Genomic DNA, 13,985 nt, shown 5'->3' with positions numbered 1-13,985 from the left:
TGAATTTTGTCTTGTGTATAAGCGCGTCAAATGGCCTGGCGGTTATGCGGGGTTAGCCGGGTATTTTTATGGATATTCATGCAGTATTGTCTTTCAAATACTGTAAACAACGCTAGCTTTTACTACACAAACCGACCAAAGCCCGCCATTCAGGATTTCAACAGCTACAAAGACCTGCATTGCCTGTGCTCATGGCTGCTGTTTAGCAGTAATTAAGCGGGAACAATGGCCGAATTTCTCGATAAACATATGTATAACTGTATCCGGCAAACCGATTATCCCGATGTCGATGGCTATCTGAAAGGATTAGAAATTGTTTCCCAACCATTTCAAACGCTGCTGCCACAATTCACTGAGCAGCCGAATACCTTATTTGTACTCGATCCGCCGTATGTTTCGACATTGCAGGGTATGCCAACCTGCATTACTTCGGCATAGTGCAGTTTCTTCAGCTTATGTGCTTGGTACGCCTGCCTTTCATATTCTTCAGCAGCACACGCAGTGGGCTCATGGATTATCTGGATTTTATAAAACAATACCGCCCCAACGAATGGGCGGCGTTTGACGGCATGACTTCAGTGGGTTTGATAACCAGCGTGCCCAAGGGGTTGGGGGGATGAGGATAATATGGTATTTAAGTTTTAAGGGCTTTAAAAGCGTGGTGTTTTGTGCAAAAGTTTGTATTTACTCTCGCCCACTTGTAATGCAAAAACCATCGTTTTATAGTGTAAAAGCTGCCGCTGCTTATGCCTAAGCCACACATTCAATCTTGTAACGTTTTGAATAGTTCTTTCGGTGTGCTGAAGTTAATCCATATTCTTTCAAGGACAGCGGGAACAATTTCCGACTGGTTCCGTTGCATCTCCTTGGAGTGTATTTGGTATGATTTCGGAAGTTTTCAATACTGTTTACGTGTGGTGGTTTGGAAACCACTTGGACTGATTGATGCGGTGGTGAATAAATCCAGTCATGGTCGGTACATCATAACTCTTGTGATAGTTGGTATAAACTATACCATCCTATATGGTTTCTCTTTTGACAACAACTAAAAGTAAGGTATCCTGTTTGGTGTTGTCTTCCGTGAAAGTAAACACCTTGCCACGATGTTTCGGAACACTGACGACATCTATATTTATCTCGCTGCGCAACGGCCACAGCTACAGTTTACCTTTGCTGCGTCTGTAGAAGCAGTTTCGCCCCATTCGGCTGTGCCCCAAAAAATTTTGCCTGCATGAAATTCCAAATGGCAGGTGGTGGCTTGGTGGATTGTGCGGTGGAACAACATGGCAGAATTAGTTTGGATATCGGGAATATCCCCATCGGACCGGCGGCGGTTTCTCACACAAAAATCAAGCAGTTTTTTCTGTGTGGATTTTTTAGTTTGCAATGGATTATCTTTATTTTGGCAGCCCGTTATGGTTGCCAATCTATACTAGTAAGTTTATAAATATTTTAAAAACAATTGGTTAATATGATTTTCTTGGCTTAAAAGCAATAAGTCGGCTATAATTCTGCCTGATTTTTATTCTGCAAAACATCAGGCCGTCTGAAAATATTCGGGCGGTGTTTAAGCTGGAGCCAATACCATTATGATGATACTTTATTCAGGCATTACCTGTCCGTTCAGCCAGCGCTGCCGTTTCGTATTGTTTGAAAAAGGCATGGATTTTGAAATTAAAGATGTTGATATCTTCAACAAGCCTGAAGATTTAGCGGTTATGAACCCTTATAACCAAGTGCCTGTTTTGGTTGAACGCGATCTGATTCTGTACGAATCCAACATCATCAATGAATACATTGACGAACGTTTCCCCCACCCGCAGCTGATGCCCGGCGACCCTGTGATGCGCGGCAGAGGCCGCTTGGTGCTGTTCCGCATGGAAAAAGAGCTTTTCAGCTATGTGAAAGTGCTTGAATCGCCGGAAGTCGGCGGCAAAGAGCAGGCCAAAGCCCGGGAAGCCATCGCCCAAGGCCTCACCATGCTGGCGCCTTCTTTCGCTAAAACCAAATACATCATGGGCGATGAGTTTTCAATGATTGATGTTGCCTTGTCGCCGCTGTTGTGGCGTTTGGATCACTATGATATCAAGCTGAGCAAATCTGCTGCTCCGATTTTGAAATACGCCGAGCGTATTTTCCAGCGCGAGGCTTTCATTGAAGCCCTCACCCCCGCCGAAAAAGCCATGCGCCGCTGAGTGCTGTCGAGATTGGCCGTCTGAAACCGCCTTATCAAAAGGAATGCCGTCATGACAACTACCAGCACCAAGCCTTATCTGTTGCGCGCGTTTTACGAATGGTGTTTGGACAATAACCAAACGCCGCACATTGTCGCCTGGGTGAATGAGCATACCCGTGTGCCTATGCAATATGTGCGTGATAATGAAATCGTATTGAATATCGGCACCATCGCCAGCCATGCGCTGACGATGGATAACGAATGGATACATTTTTCTGCCCGCTTCGGCGGTGTGGCGCACGAAATCTGGATTCCCATCGGCCACGTTATCAGCATTTTTGCCCGCGAAAGCGGTGAAGGCATGGGGTTTGAAGTCGAACCTTACCAAACAGACAGTGAGAAAAAAGGCAGCAGTGCCCTGCATTTGGTGGAAAAGGAACAGCCGGAAGCAGAGGCCGAGGTCGGCTCTGCGCCCGAAGACGGCGGCGGGAATAATGCCGCCAGGCCTAAAAAAGGTTTGAAGTTGGTGAAATAGCGCGGGCACACACTTTTAACAGGCCGATATTGCTGCAAAATTCATTCAGGCCGTCTGAAAATGCACACCACACCTAAGCGGTGGGTTTGAAATAGCCGTTATATCAATAATGGCGGGCTGCCCGATTTGTATTTTGACTGTTTGCAATGCTTTGTTTTGTATTTGGGTAGACTGACCGGTTCAGGGAGGGTCGGGTAGGTTGCTTTCTAAAAACGATAGAAATATCTGCATGAAATCCAAGTGCTGCGAAAACAATCCAAGTAGATGTGCACGATTCAAACCGCTGGCTCTCCGGCATGCCACCGGTGTAGAAATAAAACAACGGCTGCGTCAAACGCAGCCGTTGTTGCGTGCGGTATCACGCCCGCTGTCAGTTTGATCCTACTTTGATTTTCTGCCACAGGTTTACCGTGAGTTTCTTCGCATCGCCTTCCATCTGAGGCATCACGAAACCGTTTTTCATATCATCGACAGTGGGAAAAATCGAACGTGTACCCACCAGCTTGGGATCCATTTTTTCGCGTGCCGGCAGGCTGGCAGGGGCGAAAGTTACTGCATTGGCGTTTTTTGCGGCCACTTCGGGATCCAGCGTGTAGTTGATGTATTTGTGTGCGTTCAACGTGTTTTTCGCATCGGCGGGAATCAGCCAAGACTCAATCCAGAAGCCCATGCCTTTGGGCGTGAGCACTTCGATGCCGACATTATTTTTCACTTCTTCGGAACGCGCTTTGGCCATGTTGAGATCGCCGCCGTTGCCGGCCGCTAGGCATACATCGCCGCGCGCCAGCTCATCGATTACCGAAGGGCTGAAACGCTTCACATCGGGGCGGACGTCCTGCAGCACATCGGCGGCAGCTTTGATATCTTCGGCATTGCTGCCTTTCGGGTCTTTGCCCAGATAGTTCAACACAATCGGAAACATTTCAGACGGCGTGTCCCACAGCACGATGCCGCAGGATTTCAGTTTGCCGGTGTATTCGGGTTTGAAGAGCAGATCCCAGCCGTTTTCAGGCAGTTTTCCGCCTAAAACCTCTTTGCCCTTGGCCGTGATGGCCAAAGTGTTCACACCTGAAAAATAGGGCACGGCGTATTCATTGCCCGGGTCGGCGGTTTCGAGCATTTTCAACAGCTCGGGATCAATATTTTGATAGTTGGGAATTAAATCTTTATGTACTTTCTGATAAGCCCCTGCCTTGATTTGGCGCGGAAGGAATGCTATGCCGGGCACTACCAGGTCGTAACCTGATCTGCCGGTCAGCACTTTTGCTTCCAGCGTTTCGTTGTTTTCATACAGGTCGTAAGTAAGCTTCAAATTGTTGGTTTTTTTGAAGTCTTCAACAGTACTCTCGTCAACATAGTTCGACCAATTGTAGATATTGAGCGTATCAGTGGCGGGCAGTCCGCCGGCAGCGGCGGCAGATCCTGCATCTGCTTGAGGCTGGGCGGGTTTTTGCTCGCTTTGGCCGCCGCATGCTGCCAAAGACAAAGCTGCGATAACGGCTAATACAGATTTTTTCATACGGGTTGGCTTTCTGATGTGAAAGGGTTGGATGAACGAAAAAAACCGCGGCTCCATCAAAACCCCGGTTGCGGTAAAAGCTATTGTAAAGGAATGCTTAATAAAAATCAAAGTGATATATATATATTTTCTTTGCGCTGCCGAATTCGGGGGGGGCACACAGGCCGTCTGAAAAACGGCGGGCAGCAGGGGCGCCGTTTATTCGGGCAGAATTCGAGTAGATTGCCGCAGGCAGGGTCGGGGATTGAAAACACTTGCGCGGATAAGGTTAAGTATTTAAAATTGCGCGTTTACGAAATTAAATTTTGATTTTTATCAGGAGACATTCAATATGGCCAACAGCGCACAAGCCCGCAAGCGTGCCCGCCAGTCGGTTAAACAACGTGCCCACAACGCCAGTTTGCGTACCGCTTTCCGCACTGCGGTTAAGAAGGTATTGAAAGCGGTTGAAGCCGGTGATAAAGCTGCGGCACAAGCGGTTTACCGAGATTCGGTAAAAATAATCGACCGCATTGCCGATAAAGGCATTTACCACAAAAACAAGGCAGCCCGCCACAAGAGCCGTCTGTCTGCCAAAATTAAAGCATTGGCCTAAGCCGGTTTTGGTGCGGCGTTTATTTTCCGCCGCAACGGATTGGAGTCTTGCTTAAAATATATAATGCCCCTGAAAAGCGGATATCGAGCCTTTCAGGGCATTTGCTTTTCGCCTGCCGCAGAAGCGGATTGCATCAGCGGCAGCATTGAAACCGTGGCGTTACTTGTTTCTCAACTATTTGACAAGCAACGGTTTCAGACGGCCTGAATATACCCGGCACATCAAAGGCAGCCGATATGACATGGAAACTTTTTGTTGCCGCAGGATGCGGCTTGGCGGCATTCTCTTGCGCAGTATTTGCGGAAAGCGGCGATGCTGCGCTGCAATGTACGCTGATACGGGACAACGCCTTGCGTTTGGCCTGTTTCGACAAAATCTATGCTGCCCGATTCCCGCCGCAAACGCCTCCGGTAGTGGAAAAGCAGCCGCCCAAAGCGGTGGATTTGGTAAAGTCGGTGGATAAGAGCATCGCAAAAAAAGAGCCGGAGATTGTGTTTGGCCAAGATAGTGGCGGCAAAGGTTTTGCTCAAGCCCTGAGCGATGCCGCTGATGCTTATACGCCGCTGAGTTTGATGTATGATTTGGATCAAAACGATGTGCGCGGCATTTTGTCGGTGCGCGAACACCATCCCATGTATCTGCTGCCCGCATGGTATAACAGCAGCCCCAACCGCCGGCCTGTGTCGCCCACGCGCGGCGCAACCAGCGACACCCGCAGCGAAGACCAAAAAAGGGCGGAAACCAAAATGCAGGTGTCGTTTAAAACCAAACTGCTGGAGGATGTGTTCCGTACCCGCTCCGATGTGTGGTTTGGCTATACTCAAACCGCCCATTGGCAGCTGTGGAACCAAGGTGAGGAATCGGCCCCGTTCCGCAATAACGATTACAGCCCTGAAATTTTCATCACCCAGCCCGTGAAAGCCGGTTTGCCGGGCGGCGGCAGGCTGCGTATGCTGGGTTTGGGTTTTATGCACCAATCCAACGGGCAAAGCCGCCCGATGTCGCGCTCATGGAACCGTTTATACGGCATGGCAGGTATGGAGTGGGGCAAACTTACCGTGATTCCGCGTCTGTGGGTGCGCGCATTCGACCCAGGCGGCGACAATGACGACAACCCCGATATCACCGACTACATGGGCTACGGCGATGTGAAGCTGCAATACCGTTTCAACGACAAACAAACCGTTGCCGCCACCATGCGCTACAATCCCAAAACCGGCAAAGGCGGCGTGCAGGCCGACTACACCTTTCCGATAAAAGGCAAGCTCAAAGCTTATGTACAAGGTTATCATGGTTACGGCGAAAATCTGTTGGACTACAACCACAAACACAACAGCATAGGGTTTGGCGTGATGCTCAACGATTGGGATGGTTTTTAACCGCCAAATTTGCAGCAGGCACTCGTTTCTTGCTGCCCGAATGCGTATAATGGAGCGTTCGGGCAGCACTTACCGTTTACCACGTATGGGATATTGATATGGCAAAAAATGCGGCTGAAAGCGGCGGCATCTCCAGCGCATTGAAAAAATACCTGATTACAGGTGTTTTGGTGTGGCTGCCGATAGCCGTAACCGTGTGGGTGATCACCTATATCGTTTCCGCATCCGACCGGCTGTTCCAGCTGCTGCCGCTCAAATGGCAGCCGGCCAACCTGATAGGCTTCAACATTCCCGGCTTGGGCGTGATTGTGGCGGTGGCCGTGTTGTTTGCCACCGGCCTGTTTGCCGCCAATATGCTGGGCAGGCAGATTATTGCGGTATGGGACAACATGCTCGGCCGCATTCCTGTGGTGAAATCGATTTATTCCAGCGTAAAAAAAGTTTCGGAATCACTGTTTTCCGACAACAGCCGCTCATTCAAAACCCCTGTTTTAGTGCCGTTTCCCCAGCCGGGCATCTGGACGATCGCTTTTGTGTCGGGCAGCCTTGCCGATGCCGTGGGTCGCAGCCTCGATAATGGCGAAGAATACCTTTCCGTTTATGTGCCGACCACGCCCAACCCCACCGGCGGTTATTATGTGATGGTAAAAAAAAGCGATGTGCGCGAGCTGGATATGAGCGTGGACGATGCCTTGAAATATGTGATTTCGCTAGGCATGGTAATGCCGGAAGACCGGTCGGCGAAAGCCCTGCCCGATGCGCAGAAGCCGTCTGAACACCCCGCAGGGCAAGAATAAGCGTAACGCAGTGGTTTGGATTGCAGGCCGTCTGAAAAAACCACCGTGCAGCCGCTGCGCAGTAAAGCCTTTTCAGACGGCCTGCCGATACCGCCCGACACATTCTTAAGAAAATCAAACGAAAACAAACCGAAGGTTTTATTTATGCGTACCAATTATTGTGGCTTGATTAACGAGCAGTATCTAGACCAAACCGTTACCGTCAAAGGTTGGGTGCACCGCCGGCGCGATCACGGCGGCGTGATTTTCATCGACCTGCGCGACCGTGAAGGCATTGTGCAGGTGGTCATCGACCCCGACACCCCCGAAGCGTTTCAGACGGCCGATTCCGCGCGCAACGAATACGTTTTGAGCATCACCGGCCGCGTGCGCAACCGCCCCGAGGGTACCGCCAACGATAAAATGGTTTCCGGCAACATTGAGATTCTCGCCAAAGAAATCGAAGTGTTAAACGCCGCCGCCACGCCGCCGTTCCAAATCGATGATGAAAACCTGAGCGAAAACGTGCGTTTAACCAACCGCGTTATCGATTTGCGCCGCACCGCCATGCAGCGCAACCTGCGCCTGCGCTACCAAGTGGCGATGGGTGTGCGCCGCTATCTTGATGCGCAAGGCTTTATCGACATCGAAACACCGATGCTCACCCGCTCCACCCCCGAAGGCGCACGCGATTATCTGGTGCCCAGCCGCGTACACCCGGGGGAGTTTTTCGCGCTGCCGCAATCGCCGCAGCTTTTCAAACAATTGCTGATGGTGGCCGGTTTCGACCGCTACTACCAAATCACCAAATGTTTCCGCGATGAAGATTTGCGCGCCGACCGCCAACCCGAATTCACCCAGATCGATATCGAAACCTCGTTTCTCGATGAAAACGAAATCATGGACATCACCGAAGGCATGGCCAGGCAGGTGTTTAAAGAAGTGTTGGGGGCAGAGCTCGGCAACTTCCCGCGTATGCCGTATTCGGAGGCCTTGTTCTATTATGGCTCCGACAAACCCGATATGCGCGTGAGCCTGAAATTTACCGAACTGACCGCCCTGATGAAATCGGAAGAGTTTAAAGTGTTCCGCGCCGCCGCCGACATGAAGGGCGGACGCGTGGTTGCTTTGCGCGTGCCCGGCGGTGCCAAACTTTCCCGCAAAGACATCGATGAATACACCAGATTTGTCGGCATCTACGGAGCCAAAGGCTTGGCCTACATCAAAGTGAACGATGTTACCAACCTTTCCAACGGTGAAGACAGCGGCCTGCAGTCGCCGATTGTGAAATTCCTGTCTGAAAACGCCCTGAAAGAAATCATTGCCCAAACCGGCGCGCAAAACGGCGACATCATTTTCTTCGGTGCCGACAAAGCCAAGGTTGTCAATGAAGCCATTGGCGCGCTGCGCATTAAAATCGGCCACGAACACGGTGCCGAAAACGGCTATTTCACCGATGAATGGCGCCCGCTGTGGGTGGTGGATTTCCCGATGTTCGAATACGATGAAGAAAGCGGCCGCTACGCCGCCATGCACCACCCCTTCACTTCGCCAAAGCCCGGCCATGAAAACCTGATGGAAAGCGACCCGGAAAACTGTCTCGCCCGCGCCTACGATATGGTACTCAACGGCTGGGAAATCGGCGGCGGCTCCATCCGTATCCACCGCGCCGACATTCAGGAAAAAGTGTTTGCCGCGCTGAAAATCACGCCTGAAGAGCAGCAAAACAAATTCGGTTTTCTGCTGGACAATCTGAAATACGGCGCGCCCCCGCACGGCGGCTTGGCGTTCGGCCTCGATCGTTTGGTTACGCTGATGGCCGGTGCCGAATCCATCCGCGATGTGATTGCCTTCCCGAAAACCCAGCGCGCACAATGCCTGCTGACCAACGCCCCCAACGCTGTGGACGACAAACAGCTGCGCGAACTCAGTCTGCGTCTGCGCCAGAAAGCGGCAGAAAGCAAAGAGGCTTAACGGGTTTGGCCGCTCAAACAACACAGGCCGTCTGAAAGAGTTTTTCAGACGGCCACTCCGGTATGCGGGTTGCCCGAAATAACGTTATGCGGCGGGATCTGCATCTAACTCGGGCATTTCAGCCCCAGCCATTTCATCGAGCCGTCGGATTCGGTTTCCTTTACAGTGAGGATGAAGCCGCCGATGTGGATGCGGTCGCCTTCTACCGGCAGGTTGCCTTCGAAGCGTTTGTGAAACAGGCCGCGCAGGGTCAGGTTGCGTTCTTCTTCGTTAAGCTCTAGGCCGTAGGCATCGGCCAAGTCGCCCGCCATGCTGGAAGGATTGACCACAAATTCGCCGAAGAAATTGAAATTCATGCGCACGGAGCTGCCGGTTTCGGTAAAGCGTTTGGCGATGGTTTCCACCTGCTCGGGCGGCACGATATACCAGGCAATATCGCCCGCCTGCAGGCGGGTGTCCAGCCCCAGTTCCTCACGCTTGCCGTTGCGGATTAAGGCGAAACAGCGGGTGGAGAGCAAGTCTAAGTCTTGCGCCACTTCATCGGGATGCATACCTTCGGCATCGGAGTCGGCCAACACTTCATAGGCCAGCAGCGGCACCGATTCGCTTTCGGAAAGCCAGATTTCGCGGCTGTCGGCAGGCTCGGGCTTGGGCGGCACGGTTACTTTCAGCCAGCGCGCCACCACGGGAATGGTGGTGCCTTGAATCAGCAGCGACAAAATCACCACCGCAAAAGCCACGTCAAACAGCAGGCGGGCGTTGGGTACACCCATTACCAGCGGCATCATTGCCAGGGTAATCGGCACTGCGCCGCGCAATCCCACCCAGCTGATATAGGCGGTTTCGCGGCGGCTGTAGTGGAATTTCCAAATGCTGCTCACCACTGCCAGCGGGCGCGCCACCAGCATCAGAAAGGCGGCAATGGCCAGCGCGTCCGGGCCTGATTCCAGCAGGCGGTGGGGGGTAACCAGCAGGCCCAACACCACAAACATGCTGGCTTGCGCGAGCCAGGCCAGCCCGTCCATCACGCGCAAAACATGTTCGGTGGCGTGGCTGTGGCGGTTGCCCACAATGATGCCGGCCAGATACACGGCTAAGAAGCCGCTGCCGCCGGCCAGGTTGGTGAAGCCGAAAATCAGCAGGCCGCCCGACACAATCATCAGGGCATAGAGGCCCTCGGCCAGGTTCAGACGGCGCGTGAGCCGCGACAGGATTTTGCCGCCCACAAAGCCTGCAGCCAAACCGAAACCGAGTTGGAGCAGCAGCATCCATAAAAATGACAAAATGCCCGATTCTTCAGGGGTCAGGGTGAGCGAAATCAGCGCGGTAACTAAAAATATCGCCATCGGGTCGTTGGCGCCCGATTCGATTTCGAGGGTGGCCTGCACCCGTTCGTTGAGACGGACACCGCTGTTGCGCAGTAGGCTGAACACTGCGCCGGCATCGGTGGAGCCGACAATAGCGGCCATGAGAATGCCGAAACGCCAATCCCAGTCCATATACCAGGTGGCAAACAGACCCAGCAGTGCCACGGTGGCAATCACGCCCCAGCTTGCCAGCAAGGCGGCGGGCTTGAGCGCGATACGGAAGCTGTCGAGTCTGGTGCGCAGGCCGCCGTCAAGCAGAATCACTGCCAATGCCAGCTGGCCGATGGCGGTGGCGGTGAAAAAATTATCGAAATGAATGCCGCCTATGCCTTCTTCGCCTGCCAATATGCCCACCACCAAAAACATCAGCAGCAGCGGCATGCCCAGCCGGGCGGAGAGGGTGGTGGAAATCACGCTGAGAAACAGCAGCAGCCCGCAGAGTAAGAATAAACTGTTGAGTCCGTCCATTATCGTGAATGTGTGTGTTTTATAGTTGAAAGAAACGTGCGCATTTTAGCATGAAAATGCTTGTTTCTTAATGAACACGATGGTTTTGCAGCGGGTTTTCAGACGGCCTTTCCGCTTTTGGGCGGGCCGTCTGAAAGAATGCGGCGAAATCGGCTATAATGCGCGCTCTGTTTTAGCGTTGATGGATATATTGTGGCGTTTGCCTCTCTTTTTACTTTGCTGGACGATATTGCCGCGGTGCTTGACGATGTGGCGGTGATGACCAAGGTGGCGGCCAAAAAAACTGCCGGCGTGGTGGGCGATGACTTGGCACTCAATGCCAACCAGGTAACCGGCGTGAGCGCCGACCGCGAGCTGCCGATTGTGTGGGCGGTGGCGAAAGGCTCGCTGGTGAATAAGGCGGTATTGGTGCCGCTTTCGCTGCTGCTGTCGGTGTTCCTGCCGTGGCTGATTACGCCGCTGTTGGTTGTCGGCGGTGTGTTTCTGTGTTTTGAAGGTGTGGAAAAACTGCTGCACAAATTTTTAAACCAACACAGCGGCGGGCATCATGCCGCCAGTGATGAAATCGTTGATGAAAAAACCAAAATCAAAGGCGCTGTGCGCACCGATTTTATCTTGTCGGCCGAAATCATCATCATTGCGTTGGGCGTGGTGGGCGGCTACAGCCTGCTGACTCAGTCGCTGGTGATGTCGGCCATCGGCATCGGCATGACCGTGTTGGTGTATGGTTTGGTGGCCGGCATTGTGAAGGCTGATGATTTCGGTATGTGGCTGATGAGTAAACCTTCTGCCGCAGCGCGCGCGGCGGGCAGGGGCATTATTCTGTTTATGCCGTGGTTTATGCGCGCCCTGAGTGTGGCAGGTATGCTGGCGGTGTTTTTGGTGGGCGGCGGCATCATTGTGCACAATATCGGCTTCGTTCACGATTTTCTGCACGCCCTGCATTGGGACAGCGGCTTTGTCGGCCAGCTTGCCACGCTCGCGGTCGGCGTTTTGACCGGTGTGCTGGTGTGTGCGGCGGTGCTGCCGGTGATGAAATGCTTCGGCAGGAAAAAAGCGCACTGACACAGTATCGTGAATAAAAATAAAAAGATGCGGCCTTGCCCGCCGCATTTCGGAGAACGATTTGCAAGCTCTCCCAAAGCGGCAACAGAATCGGTTTTGTATTGTCTTTCAATTAATTGTTTGCAGCCGGTGCCTTGCCTTAATCTACCGTTGAGGCCGTCTGAAAACAAACAGATGCTTTTCAGACGGCCTTTTATGCAAATGTTTATGAACCTTATCCGAAAACTCGAATCAATCTGGCAGAAGCCGTTGTATTACTGGCCGTTGCTGGCGGTTGTTGCTGCCGCAACGCCGTTGGCGTTTGCACCGTATTACCATTTCTGGCTGATGCCGCTTTTGTTCGGCGCGTTAATCCGCCTTACCGAGCTGCGCCCGCAGCACGCCGTGAAAAGCGCTTATCTGTTCGGCCTGATCACTTATGCCGCGCAGTTTTACTGGATACACACCGCGCTGCACACCGTGTCCGGCCTGCCCAATCTTTATGCGGTGCCGCTTACCTTTCTGCTGCCCGCGTTTCTCGCCCTTTATCCTGCCGCGGCATTTTGGCTGCTGAAAAAATTCAACCTGCCGCGCGCTTGGCGCATCGGTGTGGCACTGCCGCTGTTGTGGACACTGGCCGAGTTTGCCCGCGAACGCCTGCTGACGGGTTTCGGCTGGGGCGCGCTGGGCTATTCGCAAATCGCCGACCACAGCCCGCTGGCCGGTTTTGCCCCTTTGGGCGGCATCCATCTGGTTACGCTGGCCGCCGCCTGTGCCGGCGCGTGGCTGGTATTGGCGGTGGACGCTTCAGGCCGTCTGAAACAGCGCGCGGCAGCTTTGGGCGGCATCGTGCTGCTGGCCGCAGTCGGTTTTGCCGCCAAAAACATCGATTTCACCCGCCCCGACGGCAGCACCGCCACCGTGGCGCTGGCACAGGGCAATATTGCGCAAACGTTGAAGTGGGTGCCGGAGCAGTTTCTTCCCACGGTCGAGCGTTATTATGCCCAAGTGGCGGGCAGCCGCGCCGATATTGTGATTCTGCCCGAAACCGCGATTCCGCTGATGCGCCAGGATTTGCCGCAGGGGCTGCTGGCGCAGTTTGCCCGCCGGGCAGAAGCCAACGGCAGCGCGCTGGCTGTGGGTATCGGCCAATACACTTCAGACGGCCTCGGTTATGAAAATGCCGTTATCAATCTGTTGCATTACCGCGAAGAAGTGCCTGAGCATATTGAGTATTACGCCAAAAACCACTTGGTGCCGTTTGGCGAATACAAACCGCTGCCGCGGCTCACTGAGCCGCTCTATCAAATGATGAATATGCCGCTGGCCGATTTCAAACGCGGCGGTAACGCCCAGGCGCCGTTTCAGATGGCCAATCAGAAAGTGGCTTTCAATATCTGCTATGAAGACGGTTTCGGCGATGAGTTAATCGCTTCCGCCGGGCAATCTACGCTGTTGGCCAATGCCAGCAATATGGCGTGGTATGGAAAATCCAATGCCATGTTCCAACATTTGCAGCAGTCGCAGGCGCGTGCGCTGGAGTTGGGCCGCTATATGGTGCGTGCCACCAATACCGGTGCTACCGCCATTGTTGATCCGAAAGGCCGCATTGTTGCTCAGGCTGTGCCTGATACCGCCACCGTTTTGGAAGGGCGCATCAAAGGTTATGTCGGCGAAACCCCATATATGAAGCTTGGCGGCTCATGGCCGCTCGTTATTTTGTTGGGCGTGTCGGCTGCCGGCCTGTTTGTGTGGGGGAATTACCACCGTTATGTGGCGAGCCCGCCTGTTTCCGATATCAGGCAGTAAGCCGCAGCCGATACAGACAACACGGCAGGGCGCAGCAATGCTGTAGCGGAAATAAAGCAGATACACTATAGTGCAAGAAGTGCAAGCAATTGTTTGATGCGGAACATCGAAACGCCGAAGCGGAAGTTTAAGTTGATCCGCCAATCGGATTTCAGACGGCCGAAAATGATATTTTCCAACGTTGGCAAATGCTTGGAAATAAAACCCCGCAATAGCTAGAAACTGTGTTTTAATAGGGAACTATTTCCGACAAAACCACTCAAATATTTTAAATCAATTGAGAATGCAAAAATACAAAAGTTTACCTATTGAACATTGAAACCATACAGACAGAGAATCCGAT

General features: G+C 52.8%; 12 protein-coding genes. 10 read left to right on the top strand and 2 right to left on the bottom strand.

Annotated elements, in window-relative coordinates; translation table 11 throughout:
- The first annotated feature begins 225 nt into the window (after positions 1-225).
- From IR141_RS05990 to IR141_RS05975, 4 genes are all read left to right on the top strand, one after another.
- On the top strand, positions 226-438 hold the full coding sequence (locus IR141_RS05990; RefSeq protein ID WP_135034734.1) for a hypothetical protein: 213 nt from the start codon (positions 226-228) through the stop codon (positions 436-438).
- A gap of 793 nt (positions 439-1,231) precedes the next feature.
- Positions 1,232-1,447 (top strand): hypothetical protein, encoded by a 216-nt coding sequence (locus tag IR141_RS05985; RefSeq protein WP_135034733.1) that lies wholly within the window; start codon positions 1,232-1,234, stop codon positions 1,445-1,447.
- A gap of 142 nt (positions 1,448-1,589) precedes the next feature.
- Positions 1,590-2,195, top strand: coding sequence for a glutathione S-transferase N-terminal domain-containing protein (locus tag IR141_RS05980; RefSeq protein WP_135034732.1), 606 nt, complete (start codon positions 1,590-1,592; stop codon positions 2,193-2,195).
- Positions 2,196-2,246: 51 nt separating this feature from the next.
- Positions 2,247-2,711, top strand: coding sequence for a ClpXP protease specificity-enhancing factor (locus tag IR141_RS05975; RefSeq protein WP_135034731.1), 465 nt, complete (start codon positions 2,247-2,249; stop codon positions 2,709-2,711).
- A gap of 370 nt (positions 2,712-3,081) precedes the next feature.
- Here the strand turns inward: IR141_RS05975 and IR141_RS05970 are convergent, their stop codons facing one another.
- Positions 3,082-4,230, bottom strand: coding sequence for an extracellular solute-binding protein (locus IR141_RS05970; RefSeq protein ID WP_135034730.1), 1,149 nt, complete (start codon positions 4,228-4,230; stop codon positions 3,082-3,084).
- A 331-nt stretch (positions 4,231-4,561) separates the two neighbouring features.
- Between IR141_RS05970 and rpsT the strand changes: the two genes are divergently transcribed.
- From rpsT to aspS, 4 genes are all read left to right on the top strand, one after another.
- On the top strand, positions 4,562-4,825 hold the full coding sequence (gene rpsT / locus IR141_RS05965; protein ID WP_135034729.1) for a 30S ribosomal protein S20: 264 nt from the start codon (positions 4,562-4,564) through the stop codon (positions 4,823-4,825).
- Positions 4,826-5,061: 236 nt separating this feature from the next.
- Complete coding sequence (locus IR141_RS05960; protein WP_135034728.1) at positions 5,062-6,204, top strand: phospholipase A; 1,143 nt, start codon at positions 5,062-5,064, stop codon at positions 6,202-6,204.
- A gap of 98 nt (positions 6,205-6,302) precedes the next feature.
- Positions 6,303-7,001, top strand: coding sequence for a DUF502 domain-containing protein (locus IR141_RS05955; protein ID WP_135034727.1), 699 nt, complete (start codon positions 6,303-6,305; stop codon positions 6,999-7,001).
- 144 nt (positions 7,002-7,145) lie between these two features.
- Positions 7,146-8,954, top strand: a complete 1,809-nt coding sequence (gene aspS / locus IR141_RS05950; RefSeq protein ID WP_135034740.1) for an aspartate--tRNA ligase — start codon at positions 7,146-7,148, stop codon at positions 8,952-8,954.
- Positions 8,955-9,058: 104 nt separating this feature from the next.
- Here aspS and IR141_RS05945 read toward each other — a convergent pair whose 3' ends face one another.
- On the bottom strand, positions 9,059-10,789 hold the full coding sequence (locus IR141_RS05945; RefSeq protein WP_135034726.1) for a potassium/proton antiporter: 1,731 nt from the start codon (positions 10,787-10,789) through the stop codon (positions 9,059-9,061).
- A 192-nt stretch (positions 10,790-10,981) separates the two neighbouring features.
- Between IR141_RS05945 and IR141_RS05940 the strand changes: the two genes are divergently transcribed.
- Together IR141_RS05940 and lnt are read left to right on the top strand one after the other, a co-directional pair.
- Positions 10,982-11,854, top strand: coding sequence for a DUF808 domain-containing protein (locus IR141_RS05940; RefSeq protein WP_135034725.1), 873 nt, complete (start codon positions 10,982-10,984; stop codon positions 11,852-11,854).
- 207 nt (positions 11,855-12,061) lie between these two features.
- The gene (gene lnt / locus IR141_RS05935; RefSeq protein WP_135034724.1) at positions 12,062-13,642 is read left to right on the top strand and encodes an apolipoprotein N-acyltransferase; all 1,581 of its coding nucleotides are present in this window, start codon (positions 12,062-12,064) and stop codon (positions 13,640-13,642) included.
- The last annotated feature ends 343 nt before the right edge of the window (positions 13,643-13,985 follow it).

Source organism: Neisseria sp. 19428wB4_WF04, from assembly GCF_015235335.1.
Classification (GTDB): Bacteria; Pseudomonadota; Gammaproteobacteria; order Burkholderiales; family Neisseriaceae; genus Neisseria; species Neisseria musculi.
This window is presented reverse-complemented; position numbering and strand designations above follow the sequence as displayed.